Origin of the sequence: Streptococcus infantis (genome assembly GCF_047463635.1) — a bacterium.
GTDB classification, from domain to species: domain Bacteria; phylum Bacillota; class Bacilli; order Lactobacillales; family Streptococcaceae; genus Streptococcus; species Streptococcus infantis_W.
Genome location: NZ_JASHDL010000005.1, coordinates 67,648 through 86,743 on the forward strand (window position 1 = coordinate 67,648; position 19,096 = coordinate 86,743).

The window sequence follows — 19,096 nt, forward strand, 5'->3', positions numbered from 1 at the left end:
TGTGCCAGCAACATATGGTGACTAGAAATGACTGTAGTAATGTCACCATCTTGTCTTATGCACTTCTAAAATTTGTTATATTGATTAGAAGCCAGAGCTTATAAAAACTAGCTAAACTCGAGAGATAGACACAATTGCGACGAAAAAATGTATAACCAATTCAACTTGTTAAGGTAAGAAAGCATTATTTCCAATCTATTAATTATTCATCTATTACCTATTATGACACAATATTCCCTATAGTTCAACTTTTTACTTGTTTTTATATTACACGGACTAAAAAGTTTTCAACAGTTGATTGCATTTGTTTTAATAAGTTTTAACCTTTCTTGGTTAGATAAAAAAAGAACCATACAGTTTAGAATCTGTATGGTTTTTGCCCCACTTTTGTCCCATTTTTAAATCATGACATTGAAAATACCTAAAATCACTTATATTTCAATATTTTTAATTGCTCTCAATATGAAAGTCCTTTCCAAATCCCTGTAGGGGGCATCTAAATACAACAGGAAAAAGCCTTGATTTACAAGGCATTTTTGTTTTTCTAAAAGATTTTCTCTAGATATTTAGCAGAATCCCAAGATAGTTTCTCAATGTTCCACTTCTTCCTTAAATCGTACTTTTCCTTGGCTGTATAATCTCATAATCTTCACAAAGCGAACTGGATTGTTTTGGTTATACAAAAGAAATACTGAAAAGAATAACAAGCCAGCAAACCACAAACCATAGCCTTCATCACCAATCGGTTGGCCAAATTTTAGAGGAAGAATCAAGAAATACAAAAAGTAATAGATAGACACTATATTTACTACAAAGCGGGCAAATCGATAAGGTAAAGCAGACAGTTGTCTAGGATCAAACTGGTTTTTTACAAACAAATTATGAGATGCTGCAAAGAAAAAGACTTTCTCTGTCGTTGGCTGGGCCTTTCGAACATTTTTATAAAGTGCTCGTTCAAGTATAGCAACCAACAAGGAAAACTGCATCAACCAAAATAGAAGAATACAGGCTAGACTGAACCAGTTATAGACACCAATAAACTTGAGGGAAAAGAAGCCCGAAATTGCAGGTCCACCTGCTAGTAAGAGAATTACCAATTCAGGAATAAAAGAATTCGTTTCACCAGCTTTTTCAGTATTGAGCAACTTACTCTTTGGAGCAGCTAAAGCCTCTCCTGTCTTTTGGTCATAATAAACAGCCTGACCATTGCATTCGCCGATAAAGACACGACGGCGTCCGAGAAAAAACATATTGACCTCTTTCTATTTATGAAAACAAGTCTTCAAATTTTGGAATTTTATTATCCTAGTATACCATAAACCAACTTGCTAGGTCATAAGATAGCTAAGAGCCACATCTTGCTAAAAGGTTGACAGAACTTCGCTCCATAGGATATGATGGGAATACCTAAAATTTTAACTCTGCATGATCTTTACGACTTCTACTGAAAAAGCGTTGGAGAGTTCAATTCTATATCTGGAGGTTTCTATGAAAATCTATTATTCAAAATTTGTCGGTGTCGGCTATCTAGTTTTTGCGGTAGGTATATTCTTTCAATTTTTCTTTTTTCTCGCGCATGGATTGATCGACTTTTCTCAGCTCAGTCTTCTCACTGTGGTACCAACCATCCTCTTTTTCACTGCTATCTATGCAACGATTGCAGGCATCAAAAGACTTTCTAGTCGCAGACTCTCCTTTGAGTTCACCTTGGAAGGTATTTATGTCTATCCTGGGCTCTTCTTTTCCAAGGAAATTTTCATCCCAAAAGAAGAATTGTTGCGAGCATCTTATGTTGAAGTGGATGTCAGTGACCCTGACCATACCAACAGCAAAGCTTACTATTTAGATTTTGATCTGAGAGAGGTCACCCAGCTAGAAGATATTTCTAAGTCAAATGTTATCATCAATACAAGTGCCCTGATATTGCGACTCGCTCTTAGCCTCTGTCGATTTAGAGAGGAAGAAAAAGCCGAGTTGGCAACCTATCTAAAAGAAAACTACGGCATTGATTTCTTATACTAGCAAGTAAAAAAAGCCCTACATCAGGGCTTTTGTGTTGTTAGCGATTTAGTACTTGCGCTTCAAAGTGGGCAGGTTTATCGTCCAACTTAAACGTCGTGTAAATTTGAATGCTTAAAATTTTATGCTTCGAAAACTATTAAAAAAGTAAGAGCGTTTCTACACCCTTACTTCTTACTGGTATTCTTAATTACGGTAAAAATGACTATCTTTGTCGCTTGGTGATTGGCCGATTGCCAAGACGTCTTGGCTACCATCCGTACCAGTTAATTCATTTGCTACGCCTGCTGGGGTAAAGATAAGGCGTGCTCCTTCTCCACCACCAACAAGATGAATTCCTGTCAAATAGTAACCGTCCTTCTCCTCTACTTTGTCCATCTCATATTTAAAGGTGCCTTTTGAGCTTTGAATGGTCACGATTCCATCCGCTGTGACTGTAGCAGTTGTTCCAGCATAATTCTCCCAAGTTCCAAGGAATTTAGAATAATCTTTTTGATTTTCCGCCTTTGTCTCAGTTTGACTACCTGTAGCGCTTGAAGAACTTGTCTCAGACTTCTGCTCCTCTTTTTGACTAGCTTCTGTTTTACTTGATGACTCCTTAGTTACTTTAGAAGAAGCCTCTTTGCTTGAAGATGCTGTAGTTTTTTCAGTATTTCCTCCACAAGCAGCTAATGTTAAGACCGCCAGCAAAGCAAGAGCTGAAAGACTAGTGTAACGCAATGTTTTGTTTTTCATAAAAATCTCCTTTTGAAATGGTGACCCAGTTTAGTCTGAATCTAAAATGGCTAGTCCGAAATTACATATATTTTTGACGGCTAACCTGTAGTTTTCAGTGTATCATTTATTTCCATATAATTCAATAGCTATTTTGGTAACTTTGTGTAAGATCAAGCAAAAAACTGATCCAAGAATGAATCAGTCTCTCTTTATATCTTCTTTGATTTTTCAATAGCTTTAATAGATAAACATGGCATCGCCAAAGCTAAAGAAACGATATTTTTGGTCAATAGCATGCTGGTAGGCTTCGAGGACCAATTCACGTCCTGCAAAGGCTGAAACGAGCATGACCAGTGTTGACTTAGGCAAGTGGAAATTAGTAGAAAAAGCATCCACAACCTTCCAGTCATAACCTGGCTTGATAAAGATATTGGTCCAGCCAGAGTCTGCTTGAATTTGACCGTCAAACTTGCTTCCGATAGTTTCTAGCGTACGGATTGAGGTTGTCCCCACGGCAATCACGCGACCTCCATTTTCCTTGACCTGACGCAAGGTCGCTGCAGCTTCCTCAGACAATTGGTAAAACTCTGAGTGCATCTCGTGCTCATCTAGATTGTCGACTGAAACAGGTCTAAAGGTACCAAGACCAACATGCAAGGTCAAGTAGACAAGGTGAACACCTTTTTGCTGGATTTCTTCTAGTAACTCCTTGGTAAAATGCAAACCTGCAGTCGGAGCAGCCGCTGAACCACTCTCCTTGGCATAGACGGTCTGGTAACGTTCACGGTCATCCAACTTTTCGTGGATATAAGGAGGCAAAGGCATTTCTCCAAGGCTTTCAAGCACTTCAAGGAAAATCCCCTCATACTCAAAGCGAACAATACGACCTCCATGGGTTAATTCCTCGGTCACAACTGCGCTTAGACGACCATCACCAAAGATAACGCGGGTGCCGACCTTGAGACGTTTAGCTGGTTTAGCCAGTACTTCCCACTCATCTCCTGCTGTATTTTTCAAGAGCAAGAGTTCAACATGACCCCCTGTTTCTTCTTTTTGACCATGAAGTCGAGCTGGCAAAACGCGGGTATCATTCATAACCAGGGCATCACCTGGCTCTAGCATTTCGATAATAGAGTGAAAGTGGCGATCTTGAAATTCACCTGTTTTGCGATTGACCATCAAGAGTTTAGAGGCATCGCGCTTTTCCAAAGGAGTCTGAGCAATCAAATCCTCTGGCAAGTGAAAATCAAAATCATTTGTATTTAATGTCGTCATTCTTCTTTTCTCTTCTCATTTATTCAAATTACTTATCAAAGCGAACTTCTTCAAGTAGGTACTCGATGAAGCGTTCACCCATCTTAGACAAGCTAGTTTTCTCATGCTGGATATAAACCAGTTCAATAGGATCATCAATATCAAGTGGAATCGAAACGATATTGTCTCCATTGAGGTTACTATTAAGGATACCAGTCGCGATGGTATATCCGTCCAAACCAATCAAGAGATTGAACAAGGTCGCACGGTCACTAACAACGATGGATTTCTTGTGGTGTTCCTGAGACAAAATCTCTTCTGAGAAATAGAAGGAATTATGGGTACCTTGGTCATAACTCAAGTATGGGAAGTCTTCTAGGTCTGCCAACTGCACCTTGTCTCTCTTAGCAAGAGGGTTGGTCTTGCTGACAAAGATATGGGGTTGGGCTGTAAAGAGATGGTGGGCAACGAGATGGTTGTCATCCAACATCTTCGAAAGAACGTCCCGGTTATAGCTATTTAAAAAGAGGACCCCTACTTCACTACGGAAGTTCTTGACATCATCGATGATCTCCCAGGTTCTCGTTTCACGCAAAAAAAGCTCGTACTTTTCCATATCGCTTTTCTTGAGCAAGGAAACAAAGGCATTAACTACAAAGGCATAGTGTTGCGAAGACACACTAAAAAGCTCGCGATGAGCGATTGGGTTCTTATAGCGTTCTTCTAGAAGTTGCGTTTGCTCGACAACCTGACGGGCATAGGATAGAAACTCCATTCCATCACGTGTGAGGGTGATTCCTTTAGGATTTCGGATAAAAATCTCAATTCCCATCTCATTTTCTAGGTCACGAACTGCATTTGATAGACTCGGTTGTGTAATAAAGAGTTGCTTGGCAGCTTCATTCATCGAACCAGTCTCTACAATTTTGATAATATAGTGTAATTGTTGAATTCTCATGCTTTTATTGTACCATACTTGAGGCAATATAAAAAGAACCAGTCACTGAAAGGTCTGTGGCTAAGCTTAGATGAGTGCTTTCAAATAACTTTATCTAGCACTTTAAAAAGAGGTTGAAACAATTCCAACCTCCTTTAATCTTTATTATTATACAAGTTTTTTAATCGAAACTTAGCTTCCTCTTTCCCAAAAAATGGCTAACAAAATCATAGCCCCGAGAACTGATGGGATAATGGCTGTTCCGCTTAGGCTTGGTCCCCAAGAACCAAAGAGTAATTGTCCTAGAAAGGCACCAATCCAGCCGAGAAACATTTTCCCGAAGCATCCCATACGTTCGCCACGATTAGTGATAGCTCCTGCTAGTAGTCCGATTAAAAGACCGACAAACATACTTCCAAGCATAGATTCTCCTTAAATTGCCCAATCTCCATTGCGGAAGAGTGGTACGCGTGTTCCATCCTCACGGATACCATCGATATCCATTTGGTTAGAACCAATCATAAAGTCAACATGAACATCTGAACGGTTAAGCCCTGCAGCTTCAAGTTCTTCTTCGCTCATCTCTGCTCCGCCAACAACGCTAGTTGCATAGGCTGCACCGATAGCCAAGTGGTTCGATGCATTTTCGTCGAAAAGAGTATTAAAGAAGGTAATACCTGACTGTGAAATTGGGCTTGGATCGGGTACCAAGGCACATTCACCCAAGGCACGCGCACCAGCATTCTTAAAGACAAGGTCCTTCATAACCTGGTCACCCTTTTCAGCAGTGATATCAACAATTTGACCATTTTCAAAGGTTACTTTGATGCCTTCGATGATATTTCCATTGTAGCTAAGAGGTTTTGTAGACGTTACATAACCATCAGCACGACGGAAGTCAGGAGCTGTAAAAACTTCTTCTGTTGGCATGTTTGGCAAGAAGCCTTCACCTTGGGCATTGATAGCTCCAGCTGATTCCCAAACGTGGTTCTTAGGCAAGCCAAGTGTCAAATCTGTTCCAGGTGCTGTGTAGTGAAGAGCTGAGAATTGCTCTTTGTTGAGCATTTCCGCCTTGCTCTTGAGGATAGCAGCATGTTCTTCCCAAGCCTTAACTGGATCTTCTTCGTAGATACGGCAAGTTTTGAAGATTTGGTCCCAAAGGAGATCGACTGCTTCTTCGTCGCTTGCAGCATTTGGAAAGACCTTCTTAGCCCACTCGAGTCCAGCTGCAGCAGCAACCGTCCAGCTAACCTTGTTAGATTGGGTTGCAATACGCATTGGCTTCATGGCAATTCCCATAGCTTTAGCAGAAGCTGAAAGCTTTTCAGCATCCACTCCGTTCAAGGCACCTGGGTCAGAAGAACGAACACCGAGGCGACTTGCTTTGTTTTCAAGAAGGTAGTTCATCTCAGCGATCTTGTATTCTGGTACATTGTCCAAACGCTCCATCGGCGCATGAAGGAATTTTTCACGGTTTAGAAAGTCATCTGCCCATTGGACGATAACTTCGTGCGCTCCAAGTGCATAGGCTTCTTTGACGATTAAGTGAGCCAACTCACGTTGCTCCACATCGATTGAGAGAGCCAAAGTATGGCCAGGTTGCACGTTCACTCCGTTTGCAACTAACAACTTAGCATATTTTTCTAGATTTTCTTTAAAATTTGGTAAAACCATTCTATTTTCTCTTTTCTATTTTATTTTTCTTTCAAAGCAGAAAATAATCCTGCTAAAGCAATAGCACCTGACAAGAGTGCTGTCGATAGAAGAATTGTCTGATCAGCAAGCTCTAATTGATACTCAAACACCTTCTCAGCCGGCTTATCTTCCGCAAAAATTTTGAGTTTCATCTTGAACTCCTTAAAATAGATTAAAACAAATCATCAAACAAGCTCAACTGATTATCCTCTGGCATATTGCCGAGAATTCCCATTTCATCCATCTTTTCAACTAAGGTTGATGAGAGTCCTCCACGCTTGCGCAGTTCTGTTTTAGAGAGGAATTCTCCTTCTTTTCGGGCGCGTACCAATTGCTTGGCAACGTTCTCGCCTAGCCCATCCATAGCGACAAACGGTGGGATGAGGGTGTCTCCATCGATGATAAATTCAGTCGCATCACTACGATAGAGGTCTAACTTGCCAAATTTAAAACCACGTTCCCACATCTCATTGACGATTTCAAGTGTGGTATAAAGGTCAATTTCTACGTTGGAAGCTTCATTGTTCTTCCGCTTTTCAGCAATTTCTTGCATTCTGCGTTTAATGGCATCCAAGCCTGCCCCCATAGTTTTGATATCAAAGGCCTTAGCACGAATAGAGAAGTAAGCACAGTAGTAATAAATCGGATGGTGAACCTTGAAGTAGGCTACACGCAAGGCCATCATAACGTAGGCTGCCGCATGGGCTTTAGGGAACATGTACTTGATTTTTCCACAAGATTCGATATACCACTCAGGCACATTATTGGCCTTCATGGCTTCGATATAACCATTGCGCTCTTCTTCAGAGATTTTGAGCCACAAGCCCTTACGTACCCGTTCCATGATTGTAAAGGCCATCTTAGGTTCGAGACCCGCGTGCATGAGGTAAACCATGATGTCGTCCCGACAACCTATAACAGTTGATAGGTCCGCAATCCCTTGCTTAATCAAATCTTGGGCATTACCCAGCCAAACGTCAGTACCGTGGGACAGACCTGAGAGCTGAAGCAATTCTGCAAAAGTCGTCGGATGCGTTTCATCTACCATGCCTCGGACAAAGTTGGTTCCAAACTCTGGAATCCCCAGCATGCCTGTCGGAGTTCCGATTTGTTCAGGAGTCACACCTAGCACATCAGTCCCAGAAAAGAGGGCCATCACGCCTTCGTCATCCATAGGGATTTCATTAGGATCAATCCCAGACAAGTCCTGGAGTTTTCGAATCATGGTCGGATCATCATGTCCCAGCACATCGAGTTTGAGGACGTTCTCATCGATATCGTGGAAGTTAAAGTGAGTGGTCTGCCATTCAGCCGTCACGTCATCTGCTGGATACTGGACAGGCGTAAAGTCGTAAACATCCATGTAGTTAGGAATAACAACAATTCCCCCCGGGTGTTGTCCCGTCGTCCGCTTGACACCAGCTGCACCTTGAGCGAGGCGTTCCACCTCTGCATCACGATAAAACTTGCCATAATCTCGCTCGTAACCTTTGACAAATCCATAGGCTGTTTTAGCAGCCACCGTACCAACCGTTCCTGCACGGAAGGCATATTCTTCCCCAAAGATATCTCGAACATCCAAGTGGGCGCTCGGCTGGTCCTCCCCCGAGAAGTTCAAATCGATATCGGGTACCTTGTCCCCATCAAAACCAAGGAAAGTCTCGAAAGGAATATCCTGTCCATTTTTGCTGAGCTTATAACCGCAATTTGGACAGTCTTTATTGGGCATATCAAATCCTGAACCATAAGAACCATCCGTGATAAACTCACTGTACTGACACTGACCACAGACATAGTGAGGAGAGAGAGGATTCACCTCGGTGATCCCAATCATGGTCGCAACGAAACTGGATCCAACAGACCCACGAGAACCAACCAAGTAGCCTCGTTCGTTTGAACGATGCACTAGCATCTGCGAAGCCAAATAGATCACGGCAAATCCATTCCCCAAGATAGAGGTTAGTTCCTTTTCAATCCGTAGATCAACGATATCTGGGAGTGGATTTCCATAGATTTCAAAAGCTTTTTTATAGGTCAACTCGGCGACCGTTTCCTCTGCCTGGTCGATAAAAGGTGTATACAAGTCGCCTTTAACGACCTCTACAGGCTCAAAGATTTCTGCCAAGGCATTAGTATTTTCAATGACAATCTTGCGAGCCAAATCTTCTCCTAGAAAGGCAAATTCATCCAACATTTCATTAGTTGTTCTAAAGTGTGCCTTTGGTAGTGGAGCTGGTTGGGCAGCTTCTCCATGACCGATCGTTCGGTTAATCATGGCTCCTTGACCTAGACTTCGCACAATGATTTCCCGATAAATCTCATCCTCAGGTTCGATATAGTGGACATTCCCTGTCGCAAGAACTGGCTTACCGAGACGGTCTCCGACCTCAATCAAGCTCTTGATAATGGTCTGAAGCTCCTCCATGTCCTTAACCTGCTCTTTGGCAATCAGAGGTGCATAGATAGCCGGAGGCATAACCTCGATAAAATCATAGTATTTAGCTACTTCGACTGCCGCATCTACACCTTGTGATACGACTGCATCAAAGACTTCCCCTTCCGTACAGGCTGAACCTAAGATCAAACCTTCTCGATGGGCATCCAGCACCGTACGTGGAATCCGTGGAACTCCTTCAAAATACTGGGTATTAGAGAGGGAAACCAGCTTAAAGATATTTTTCAAGCCCACTTGATTTTTCACATAGATGGTCGCATGCTTGACTCGAGCTTTTTTATAAGAGTCTGGACTGATTAAATCAAGGTTTAATCGTGCCAAGTTAGTAACACCGTGTTTTTCTGCTACTTCTTTGATAAAGATAAAGAGCAGACGGCCAGTTGCTTCCGCATCATAGTTGGCCATATGGTGGTGTTCTAGAGCTACACCAAAACGTTTGGTCAAGGGTCCCAAACCATGTCGCTTGTACTCTGGATAGAGATTTCTAGCGAACTCTAGCGTATCGATGACAGGTTGAGTAATTTTTGGCAGACCGTGACGCTCATAGTTGGCATTCATAAAGCCAACGTCAAAGCTTGCATTATGGGCTACAAGAACGGTATCTTTACAGAATTCTTGGAATTCTTTCAGAACTTGAATCAAGGGTTTAGCATTTTTTACATGGTCGTCCGTGATTCCTGTCAATTCAGTTGTAAAGGCTGATAAGGGGTGCCCAGGATTTATAAATTCATCAAATTCAGCGATGATATTACCCTTATACATCTTGGAAGCCGCCACCTGAATCAAGTCATTATAGATAGCTGATAGACCTGTCGTTTCCACGTCAAAGACTACATAGGTTGCTTCAGAAAGATCCATCTCCACTTCGTTATAGACGATAGGAACACGATCTTCAACGATATTTGCTTCCATTCCATAAATGAGCTGAATACCAGCTTTCTTGGCTGCCTTATAGCCATGAGGGAAAGATTGAACATTCCCATGGTCCGTGATTGCTACGGCTTTATGACCCCATTTAGCAGCTTTCGCAACGAGTTCTTCGACTTCAGGAAGAGCATCCATGGTCGACATATTGGTATGGGCATGGAACTCAACACGACGCTCTCCCTCTGGCATCAAGTCTTTACGCTCATAGTGAACGACTTCCTGAACATCCTGTACATTCATGGTCAAGTCTCGCGTGAAATTATTGACCTCAACATTCCCACGAACACGGAGCCAGGAATTTTTCTTGATCATGTCAAACTTCTGGGCTTCTTCTTCATTCTTGACCCACTTTTGCATGGAGAAGCTAGAAGTGTAGTCTGTCATCTTGAAGTTAATCAAAACACGACCTGTTCTAGTCACCTTCTGCTCGACATCAAAGACAACTCCTTCAAAAACCAGACGATTTTCCTCAGTATTAACCTCAATCATAGGAGTAATCTCTGCCTTGTCTAGTTTTGGCTTGGCAGCTGCCTTCTTGGCTTGAAAATCAAAGACAGGCTTATCCTCAACTGGAGGAGGCGGCGCCATCTGTTCCAATTGTTCCATAGCCCGAAGTGTTTCTTCATTAGCAGCTTGGATAATCATTTGATTTTCCGTCTGAAAGGCCTCTTGCTCTTCCCTCGTGAGTTCTTCATTTTTTTCTAAAATGCAGGATAATTTAGGAAAGCCAAAAAGTTCCAACTGTTTGCTAAGATTTGGCAGATGATTTTTTCTAAAATGCTCTGTATCTGCCGCCTCAGAAGCTTCAATGATTAACTGGTCATTTTCAAAGCGAACCTGAAAATTCTGATATATAGAACGAAAACCTTGACTAGCGCAAGGACCATCCGAAAAAGCCTCTCGATAGTAGGCTTGTAAAAGTTCTCTAGAAAATTCCTGATTTCTCGTTTTTATCTCAAAACTAGCCTGATTTCCCGTTTTTAAAAATTCTTCCTTCAAGCCTCTTTTCAACTCTAGAAAAAGTTCAAAAGGCAAGATATTTTCAAAAACAAAATGAAACTCCCAAACTTTGCTTCGTTTATGAACAATAACTTGTTCTATTTCAGCCTGAGAGAAGGCCTCATGATTTCTCATTTCAGCAGGTATTCCCAACTGATTCATTAAAATTTCAAAAGTGGTTGACATCCATTTTCCTCACAATATACTCCTTCTATTTTACCATATTTGAGGCACTTTTACCTATTTCTACCAAACAGAAAAAGAAGCCACAAAGTGACTTCTTTTATAGTGACGGTGAATTATTCTTCACCTTTGTTTTTCTTAATGATTTCTTCTTGTACTGACTTAGGTACATCTTCGTAGTGGTCGAATACCATCATGAATGTACCACGTCCTTGTGATGCAGAACGAAGAACTGTTGCGTAACCGAACATTTCAGCAAGTGGAACGTAAGCACGAACGATTTGGCTGTTACCGTGTGCTTCCATACCATCTACACGTCCACGACGAGCAGTTACGTGACCCATAACATCACCAAGGTTTTCTTCTGGAACAGTGATTGTTACAAGCATCATTGGTTCAAGGATAGCTGGTTGTGCAGTCTTAGCAGCTTCTTTAAGTGCAAGAGATGCAGCGATCTTGAAGGCAGTTTCAGATGAGTCGACATCGTGGTATGAACCATCGTAAAGCTTAGCTTTAACGTCAACCATTGGGTAACCTGCAAGAACACCGTTAGCCATAGATTCTACCAAACCTTTTTCAACCGCTGGGATAAATTCACGAGGAACCACACCACCGACGATTGCGTTTTCGAATTCGAATCCTTTTCCTTCTTCGTTTGGAGTAAATTCAATCCATACATCACCGAACTGACCTTTACCACCAGACTGACGTTTGAAGAATCCACGTGCTTGAGTAGAAGCGCGGAATGTTTCACGGTAAGATACTTGAGGAGCACCTACGTTCGCTTCAACTTTGAACTCACGACGCATACGGTCAACAAGGACGTCAAGGTGAAGCTCACCCATACCAGAGATAACTGTTTCACCAGTTTCAACGTTAGTTTCAACGCGGAATGTTGGATCTTCTTCAGCCAATTTTTGAAGGGCGATACCCATCTTATCTTGGTCTGCTTTAGATTTAGGCTCAACCATCAATTGGATAACTGGTTCTGGAACGTTGATTGACTCAAGGATGATTTTAGCTTTTTCATCTGTCAATGAGTCACCAGTTGTAGTGTCTTTCAAACCAACGGCAGCAGCGATATCACCTGAGTAAACAGTGTCGATTTCTTGACGGCTGTTAGCGTGCATTTGAAGGATACGTCCGATACGTTCACGTTTACCTTTAGAAGTGTTCAATACGTATGAACCTGATTGAAGAACACCTGAGTAAACACGGAAGAATGTCAAACGACCTACGAATGGGTCGGTCATGATCTTGAAGGCAAGAGCTGCAAATGGCTCTTCATCAGATGCTGGACGAGTTTCTTCTTCTTCTGTATCTGGGTTGATACCTTTGATCGCTGGGATATCAAGTGGGCTTGGAAGGTAGTCGATAACCGCATCAAGCATCAATTGAACACCTTTGTTCTTGAAGGCAGAACCACACAATACTGGGAAGAATTCAACGTTGATAGTCGCTTTACGGATACCAGCTTTCAATTCTTCGTTAGTGATTTCTTCACCTTCGAGGTATTTCATCATCAATTCTTCGTCAGTTTCAGCAACTGCTTCAACCAATTTTTCACGGTATTCTTGAGCTTGGTCAAGGTATTCAGTTGGAATATCTTCTTCAAGGATATCTGTACCAAGGTCGTTAGTATAGATTTCAGCTTTCATCTTGATCAAGTCGATGATACCACGGAAGTCATCTTCAGCACCGATTGGCAATTGAATTGGGTGTGCGTTTGCTTGAAGACGATCGTGAAGTGTGCTTACTGAGTAAAGGAAGTCAGCACCGATTTTGTCCATTTTGTTGGCAAATACGATACGTGGAACTCCGTACTCAGTTGCTTGACGCCAAACTGTTTCAGTTTGAGGCTCAACACCTGATTGTGAGTCAAGAACTGTAACCGCACCGTCCAATACACGAAGAGAACGTTGTACTTCGATTGTGAAGTCCACGTGTCCTGGTGTGTCGATGATATTTACGCGGTGGTTGTTCCATTGAGCTGTTGTCGCAGCAGATGTGATAGTGATACCACGTTCTTGCTCTTGCTCCATCCAGTCCATTTGTGACGCACCTTCGTGAGTTTCACCGATTTTGTGGATTTTACCAGTGTAGTAAAGGATACGCTCAGTTGTAGTTGTTTTACCAGCATCGACGTGAGCCATGATACCGATATTACGAGTTTTTTCAAGTGAAAATTCGCGTGCCATGAGGTTTGTTTCTCCTATATTTTTTTATTTCTATTCTATTATAACACGATTTAATAAAAACGGATAGGCAGGACCTACCCGTTCTCAATGTTTATCTTGTTATTGTTGGTTTCAACTTACGAAATGGTAAGTTGAGTTATAGCTAAGAGCTGACCGAGCTAAATTGAACCCGGGCTAAAAGCTCAAGTTAACTGATTTGAACCCGAGCGAGGCCCGGTGCAAAAAAGATAAACCGCTTTGTGTTCACGGAACACTGCATCAGTTTCCTATTTTTGCCTTGTGCCTTTGCCGCTCTTAGTATCATTTTATTACCAACGGAAGTGTGCGAAGGCACGGTTAGCTTCAGCCATACGGTGAGTGTCTTCACGTTTCTTAACTGCTGCACCAGTATTGTTAGCAGCATCCAAGATTTCTTTTGCAAGACGGTCTTGCATTGTGTGTTCACCACGAAGGCGAGCGATTGTTACCAACCAACGAAGTCCAAGTGTTGTACGACGTTCTGGACGAACTTCAACTGGGACTTGGTAGTTAGAACCACCAACACGACGTGCACGTACTTCAAGTACAGGCATGATGTTTTCCATAGCTGTTTCAAATACTTCAAGTGCATCGTTACCAGTAACTTCTTTGATTTGTTCAAAAGCACCGTAAACGATTGAAGCAGCTGTACCACGTTTACCGTCAAGCATAACGCGGTTGATAAGACGAGTAACTAATTGTGAATTGTAAAGCGGATCTGGCAATACGTCACGTTTTGGAGCTCTATTTTTACGACTCATTTCTCTTTATCCCCTTTCCTTATGCTTTTTTCGGACGTTTAGTACCGTATTTAGAACGGCCTTGTTTACGATCGTTAACACCTGCAGTATCAAGTGCACCACGGACGATATGGTAACGTACCCCTGGAAGGTCTTTTACACGTCCACCGCGAAGAAGCACCACACTGTGCTCTTGCAAGTTGTGTCCGATACCTGGGATGTAGGCAGTAACTTCGATAAGGTTGCTCAAACGTACACGAGCAAATTTACGAAGGGCAGAGTTAGGTTTTTTAGGTGTCATAGTTCCAACACGAGTTGCAACACCACGTTTTTGTGGTGAAGAAACGTTTGTTTGAACTTTTTTATGACTGTTGTAACCAACGTTCAAAGCTGGTGATTTAGATTTTTCTACTTTTGATTTACGCGGTTTGCGAACCAATTGGTTAATTGTAGGCATCTACATTCTCCTGTGTTTTTTTTATTTTTGGTGATGATACACTTGGTGACAGCTATCATCTGTGTGTACTTTTGCAACATTTGTCAGCACGTCCCTGTACACTCTTGAGAGACCAAAAGTAAAAAGTACCGTCTATTATTGTACCACGTTTTTTCTATTTTTGTCAATATATTTCTTCTTATTTTTTGACTTCTTTGCTCTAAAAATTCTATGAAAACGGTCACCTACCAGATAGGCTCTTCAACCGACCACATAGACAAACCTTCTTGTATTTGTTGACAAAATGGTGTTTAATAGATTTGTAATCAAGAGATCTCTATTACAACTTTATAAAGGAGAAATTATGAAAGTCAGACTTAACATTGATGCACAACATACTGAAGAACAAATCATAATCGAAGCGCCAACCTTGTCCACTCGAGTTCAAAAAGTTCAGGACTTTGTCCAATCTCTGGATCAAAAGGAGACCATCAAAGGAAAATTTCAAGACCAGGTCTACTTGATTCAGATTAGCAAGATCCAGCGAATTTACATTGAAAATCGTAAAGTTTTGGCTGAAACTGATAGTCGAACCTACGCTCTCGACATCCGTCTTTACCAAGCAAGTGAAATTCTACCTGCTTCCTTTATCCAAATTTCCCAATCGGAAATTGTCAACATTGATGCTATTAGTCATCTAAAACTAACCTCTAACGGCTTGATTGAAATCTATCTAAAAAATGACAGTTTCACCTACTCATCTCGCCGTTACCTCAAAGCTATTAAGGAGAAATTAGAACTATGAAAAAACAAGTATTTCACGATGCCACAACTGGTATCCTCATCGGCCTCATCCTATCTATTATCTTTTCGTTTATCCACTCACCAAGTAACTACGCACCTCTAAGCCCCAACTCTTTGATCGGTCAATTCATGACCCAACATCAGGTGCATGGATCACTCGTCTTACTTTACTGTCTGCTTATCTGGGCAGCGATTGGAGTCCTCTTTAGTTTTGGCGGTCGTCTCTTTGCTCAAGACTGGAGTCTCCTTCGAGCTACTGTCACTCACTTCTTCCTTATGTTGCTTGGTTTTGTCCCTCTAGCAATCCTAGCAGGCTGGTTCCCGCTTCACTGGACTTTCATCCTTCAGCTCATCCCAGAGTTTGCAATCGTCTACCTCATCATCTGGGTTATTCTCTACAAGAGAGAATCCAAAAAGGTTGCACACATCAATCAACTATTGGCTCAAAAACACTAATATACAAGAAACCCACTCACAGGACTGAGTGGGTTTTGACTTATAATTTTTGCTTCAGCTCTAACAAGAGATTCAGAGCTTGCATAGGTGTTATATTGTAAACATCTAGATTCGCCAATTCTGTCAGGATTGGATTTTCCTCTTTTTCATCAAAGAGAGACATCTGCTCATTGACAGTATTTTGTTTGGTAGGAATTGGACTTTCCTGACCTTGGCTTTCTAGTTGAGTTAAAATCGCATCTGCCCTTGCTAGTAAGTCTGCTGGCAAACCTGCAATCTTAGCAACGTGAATACCGTATGATTTGTCTGCTGGTCCTGGTTCTATCTTATGAAGGAAAGTGACCTGGCCATTCTGCTCAAGCGTAGCCACGTGAACGTTTACCAGATGTTTCAAACTAGCTTCCAGACTGGTTAATTCATGGTAGTGCGTCGCAAAGAGAGTCTTGGCTCCAATATGCTCATGGATATACTCGATGATAGACTGGGCTAAAGCCATCCCATCATAAGTTGCGGTTCCACGGCCTAGCTCATCAAAGAGAATGAGAGAGTCCTTGGTAGCATGAGAAATGGCATTATTAGCTTCCATCATCTCTACCATAAAGGTAGATTGTCCTGAAACCAAGTCATCTGCCGCCCCGATACGGGTAAAAATAGCATCAAAGATTGGCAAGCGGGCGCGTTCTGCCGGAACATAAGACCCTATCTGGGCCATGACAGCTGTCATAGCTAGCTGACGCATATAGGTTGACTTCCCACTCATATTAGGTCCTGTAATCAGCTGGATGCTAGTATCTTCACCCATTTGGATACTATTGGGAATATAGGTTTGGGCTCCCATGACCTTCTCAACGACAGCGTGACGACCTTTTTGAATGTCAATTCGCGAATCCTGACCAAACTCTGGACGGATCAAGTGCTGATTTTCTGCTACTACCGCTAGTCCTTGTAAGACATCGACAGTAGCGATTCCTTGGGCCAGGGCTTGTAGACGTTGGATATACTTACCAACTTCTTCACGGATACGCATAAAGATTTCATATTCAAGGCTGGCTGACTTCTCACGCGCCTCTAGCATTTCTCCCTCGATACGCGCCAACTCCTCTGTTCCAAAACGCTCAGAGTTTTTCAACGTAGCCTTACGGAAAAAGTGGGCTGGTACATTACCTAGCTGCGAGTTGGTGACATGGAAATAGTAACCGTCTTTTTTATTGTAGTCAATCTTGAGCGTACTGATGCCAGAATTTTCTCTTTCCTTAGCCTCAATCTCAGCAATCCAGCTGGTTCCTTCTCTCAGTACCCGACGATACTTGTCCAAGGTCTCATCAAAGCCAGTCCGAATAATACCGCCTTCGGTAATCACGTGAGGAGCCTCAGGAGCAATGGCTGCGCTAATGAGATTTTCCAACTCAGGAATAGGATCTAATTGTTCAATCAGATAGGCAAGAGCTGGTTGCTCCATTCCTTCTAAAATGGCTCGAATTCGTGGAACACTTCCCAAGGTAGTCGCTAATTGCAAGAGGTCTTTAGGATTACTTTTCCCAAAAGAAACACGACTAGCCAGACGCTCTATATCGTAGACTCCCTTGAGGCTTTCTGTCAAATCACTACGTTCAAAGAAATAATCCAGAAAGACCTGTACAACCTCCTGACGTTCAAGGATACGATCCTTATCAATCAAGGGACGGTGGATCCAAGAGCGCAAAAGACGCATTCCCATGGCAGTCTTGGTTTCATCTAACAACCAGAAAAGACTCCCTTGTTTCTTACCTGAGCGAGCATTTTCTACTAGATCTAAACTAGCCTTGGTTGCATAATCCATCTGCAAGAAATCCTTAATTTCATAACGGATAACTGGCTTCAAATGGTTCAGTTCTCTCATCTGAGTCCGATGAACATACTTAAGAAGCTTACTGCTGGCAGCTTGTTCAATAGGCGCCAAGCGTGGATCCAGCAGATGTATGTCTTCAAATAATTCTTGCTCATAAGAAAGCACCAAATTCATTTGACTGCTGAGAATCTGTTCTTCCTCTTCAGTTAAGGGATAGCCAATGACAACTTCTCTGGCCTTGAGATTCCGGATTTCACCACAGACCAGGGTAAAATCCAATAAGCCTGTCACATAAAAATCACCCGTCACCAGATCCGTGTATGCCAAACCAAATTGCTGACCGTCACGGTCGATAGCCACCAAAAAGTTGTTTTGGCTATCTGGCTTACTACTATCGACGACCGTACCAGGGGTAATCACCTGCACAACCTCGCGCTTAACAACCCCTACTGCCTGCTTAGGATCCTCCATCTGCTCAGCAATGGCAACCTTGTAGCCACGCTCCACTAGGACATCAATATACTGTTGTGCTGAGTGATAAGGAACTCCAGCCATGGGAATAGGATTGTCAGCATTCTTATTGCGACTGGTTAGTGATATTTCTAGTATCTGGGCAGCATTGACTGCATCTTCGTAAAATAACTCATAAAAATCACCCATACGAAAGAGCAAAAAAGCATCTGGATATTGTTTTTTGATATCCACATACTGTTGCATGCCAGGTGATAATTTTTCTGTCATCATCCATTCTCTCCTTGTTAAAAATAGAGAGTGGGACAGAAATCGGTAATTCGTTAGAATTCGATTTCGTCGTCCCACCTCCGCACAGTTGAGTAGGGTTGTAAAAGCTGATGAAATTAGCGTAGTAGAACCCACTCAACCACTGCGTCTTGCTCGACAATCCAAAGGCAATTGAGAGGCTAGGACTTTTGTCCCAGCCTCCTTATCTATCCTTCATCAAATCTAACAAACGATCTTCCATGAGTTTAGCAACATGCTGATCTCGGCAGATTACCAAGAGAGTATTGGCACCCGCAACTGTTCCTAAAATCCATTCATCCTTGTTGGCATCGACAACATTGGCTAAAACTGCGGCTTCACCCAATTTAGTGTGCAAAACTAAGGTAAACTCAGCTCTTGCTACACCTTCCAAATGATGGGACAAAAACTCAACCAGGTCAATCTTCTCTGTCTCATTTGCTAGTACATAGTAGACCTTATCATTTTTCTTAACCTTGGTCAAGCCCAGTTCGCGAAGGTCACGCGACAAGGTCGTTTGCGTCACAAAAACATTGCGTGCTTCCAACCGATCCTGGATCTCTTTTTGAGTCCCTAATTTTTCCTCAGTGATCATCTGCTTGATCAACTGATGACGTTCTCTTTTTCTCATAACATCCTCTCTAGTGAATATTTATAACATTTTACAACTA

General features: G+C 42.2%; 16 protein-coding genes. 3 read left to right on the forward strand and 13 right to left on the reverse strand.

The features are described from left to right. Positions 1-590 precede the first annotated feature (590 nt). Positions 591-1,250 carry a hypothetical protein gene (locus tag QM867_RS04555; RefSeq protein WP_006150873.1) on the reverse strand — a complete coding sequence of 220 codons (660 nt, stop codon included), beginning with the start codon at positions 1,248-1,250 and terminating at the stop codon, positions 591-593. Between the two features lie 238 nt (positions 1,251-1,488). Here QM867_RS04555 and QM867_RS04560 point away from each other — a divergent pair, with 238 nt between their 5' ends. Then, the gene (locus QM867_RS04560; RefSeq protein ID WP_006153113.1) at positions 1,489-2,022 is read left to right on the forward strand and encodes a hypothetical protein; all 534 of its coding nucleotides are present in this window, start codon (positions 1,489-1,491) and stop codon (positions 2,020-2,022) included. 183 nt (positions 2,023-2,205) lie between these two features. On the opposite strand, the gene QM867_RS04565 is transcribed toward QM867_RS04560, so the two are convergent. The 10 genes from QM867_RS04565 to rpsL all read right to left on the reverse strand — a co-directional run bounded on the left by QM867_RS04565 (position 2,206) and on the right by rpsL (position 14,599). Then, the gene (locus QM867_RS04565) at positions 2,206-2,754 is read right to left on the reverse strand and encodes a DUF6287 domain-containing protein (RefSeq protein WP_004250743.1); all 549 of its coding nucleotides are present in this window, start codon (positions 2,752-2,754) and stop codon (positions 2,206-2,208) included. A gap of 219 nt (positions 2,755-2,973) precedes the next feature. Beyond that, a complete protein-coding gene (queA, locus tag QM867_RS04570) occupies positions 2,974-4,011 on the reverse strand; it encodes a tRNA preQ1(34) S-adenosylmethionine ribosyltransferase-isomerase QueA (protein ID WP_004250740.1) in 1,038 nt (345 codons plus the stop codon). 28 nt (positions 4,012-4,039) lie between these two features. Continuing rightward, positions 4,040-4,948, reverse strand: a complete 909-nt coding sequence (locus QM867_RS04575) for a LysR family transcriptional regulator (protein WP_004250738.1) — start codon at positions 4,946-4,948, stop codon at positions 4,040-4,042. A gap of 171 nt (positions 4,949-5,119) precedes the next feature. After that, entirely contained in the window at positions 5,120-5,350 is a 231-nt protein-coding gene (locus QM867_RS04580) for a GlsB/YeaQ/YmgE family stress response membrane protein (RefSeq protein WP_045763100.1), read from the reverse strand. A 9-nt stretch (positions 5,351-5,359) separates the two neighbouring features. Continuing rightward, positions 5,360-6,601: an aminopeptidase gene (locus QM867_RS04585; RefSeq protein WP_225749977.1), complete on the reverse strand. Its 1,242-nt coding sequence runs from the start codon at positions 6,599-6,601 to the stop codon at positions 5,360-5,362. A 20-nt stretch (positions 6,602-6,621) separates the two neighbouring features. Beyond that, positions 6,622-6,774 carry a hypothetical protein gene (locus QM867_RS04590; protein ID WP_084868704.1) on the reverse strand — a complete coding sequence of 51 codons (153 nt, stop codon included), beginning with the start codon at positions 6,772-6,774 and terminating at the stop codon, positions 6,622-6,624. Positions 6,775-6,794: 20 nt separating this feature from the next. Next, positions 6,795-11,189 (reverse strand): PolC-type DNA polymerase III, encoded by a 4,395-nt coding sequence (locus QM867_RS04595; RefSeq protein ID WP_414315250.1) that lies wholly within the window; start codon positions 11,187-11,189, stop codon positions 6,795-6,797. A 113-nt stretch (positions 11,190-11,302) separates the two neighbouring features. After that, positions 11,303-13,384, reverse strand: a complete 2,082-nt coding sequence (gene fusA, locus QM867_RS04600) for an elongation factor G (RefSeq protein ID WP_414315251.1) — start codon at positions 13,382-13,384, stop codon at positions 11,303-11,305. A gap of 308 nt (positions 13,385-13,692) precedes the next feature. Then, complete coding sequence (gene rpsG, locus QM867_RS04605) at positions 13,693-14,163, reverse strand: 30S ribosomal protein S7 (RefSeq protein WP_000087876.1); 471 nt, start codon at positions 14,161-14,163, stop codon at positions 13,693-13,695. 19 nt (positions 14,164-14,182) lie between these two features. Further along, a complete protein-coding gene (gene rpsL / locus QM867_RS04610; RefSeq protein ID WP_001142333.1) occupies positions 14,183-14,599 on the reverse strand; it encodes a 30S ribosomal protein S12 in 417 nt (138 codons plus the stop codon). Positions 14,600-14,942: 343 nt separating this feature from the next. On the opposite strand from rpsL, the gene QM867_RS04615 reads away from it, so the two are divergent. Both QM867_RS04615 and QM867_RS04620 read left to right on the forward strand, forming a co-directional pair. Next, the gene (locus tag QM867_RS04615; protein WP_248034809.1) at positions 14,943-15,383 is read left to right on the forward strand and encodes a LytTR family DNA-binding domain-containing protein; all 441 of its coding nucleotides are present in this window, start codon (positions 14,943-14,945) and stop codon (positions 15,381-15,383) included. After that, positions 15,380-15,838 carry a DUF3021 domain-containing protein gene (locus QM867_RS04620; protein ID WP_248034808.1) on the forward strand — a complete coding sequence of 153 codons (459 nt, stop codon included), beginning with the start codon at positions 15,380-15,382 and terminating at the stop codon, positions 15,836-15,838. The genes QM867_RS04615 and QM867_RS04620 overlap by 4 nt, the downstream gene beginning before the upstream one ends. Positions 15,839-15,878: 40 nt before the next feature. Here the strand turns inward: QM867_RS04620 and mutS are convergent, their stop codons facing one another. After that, the gene (gene mutS / locus QM867_RS04625; protein ID WP_248034807.1) at positions 15,879-18,410 is read right to left on the reverse strand and encodes a DNA mismatch repair protein MutS; all 2,532 of its coding nucleotides are present in this window, start codon (positions 18,408-18,410) and stop codon (positions 15,879-15,881) included. A gap of 199 nt (positions 18,411-18,609) precedes the next feature. Continuing rightward, a complete protein-coding gene (argR, locus tag QM867_RS04630) occupies positions 18,610-19,056 on the reverse strand; it encodes an arginine repressor (protein ID WP_001231485.1) in 447 nt (148 codons plus the stop codon). Positions 19,057-19,096: the final 40 nt, after the last annotated feature.

Bases quoted from the DNA above. Each gene is read 5' to 3' on its own strand.
- QM867_RS04555 (WP_006150873.1), bottom strand. From the start codon at position 1,250: ATGTTTTTTCTCGGACGCCGTCGTGTCTTTATCGGCGAATGCAATGGT.
- QM867_RS04560 (WP_006153113.1), top strand. From the start codon at position 1,489: ATGAAAATCTATTATTCAAAATTTGTCGGTGTCGGCTATCTAGTTTTT.
- QM867_RS04565 (WP_004250743.1), bottom strand. From the start codon at position 2,754: ATGAAAAACAAAACATTGCGTTACACTAGTCTTTCAGCTCTTGCTTTG.
- queA (WP_004250740.1), bottom strand. From the start codon at position 4,011: ATGACGACATTAAATACAAATGATTTTGATTTTCACTTGCCAGAGGAT.
- QM867_RS04575 (WP_004250738.1), bottom strand. From the start codon at position 4,948: ATGAGAATTCAACAATTACACTATATTATCAAAATTGTAGAGACTGGT.
- QM867_RS04580 (WP_045763100.1), bottom strand. From the start codon at position 5,350: ATGCTTGGAAGTATGTTTGTCGGTCTTTTAATCGGACTACTAGCAGGA.
- QM867_RS04585 (WP_225749977.1), bottom strand. From the start codon at position 6,601: ATGGTTTTACCAAATTTTAAAGAAAATCTAGAAAAATATGCTAAGTTG.
- QM867_RS04590 (WP_084868704.1), bottom strand. From the start codon at position 6,774: ATGAAACTCAAAATTTTTGCGGAAGATAAGCCGGCTGAGAAGGTGTTT.
- QM867_RS04595 (WP_414315250.1), bottom strand. From the start codon at position 11,189: ATGTCAACCACTTTTGAAATTTTAATGAATCAGTTGGGAATACCTGCT.
- fusA (WP_414315251.1), bottom strand. From the start codon at position 13,384: ATGGCACGCGAATTTTCACTTGAAAAAACTCGTAATATCGGTATCATG.
- rpsG (WP_000087876.1), bottom strand. From the start codon at position 14,163: ATGAGTCGTAAAAATAGAGCTCCAAAACGTGACGTATTGCCAGATCCG.
- rpsL (WP_001142333.1), bottom strand. From the start codon at position 14,599: ATGCCTACAATTAACCAATTGGTTCGCAAACCGCGTAAATCAAAAGTA.
- QM867_RS04615 (WP_248034809.1), top strand. From the start codon at position 14,943: ATGAAAGTCAGACTTAACATTGATGCACAACATACTGAAGAACAAATC.
- QM867_RS04620 (WP_248034808.1), top strand. From the start codon at position 15,380: ATGAAAAAACAAGTATTTCACGATGCCACAACTGGTATCCTCATCGGC.
- mutS (WP_248034807.1), bottom strand. From the start codon at position 18,410: ATGATGACAGAAAAATTATCACCTGGCATGCAACAGTATGTGGATATC.
- argR (WP_001231485.1), bottom strand. From the start codon at position 19,056: ATGAGAAAAAGAGAACGTCATCAGTTGATCAAGCAGATGATCACTGAG.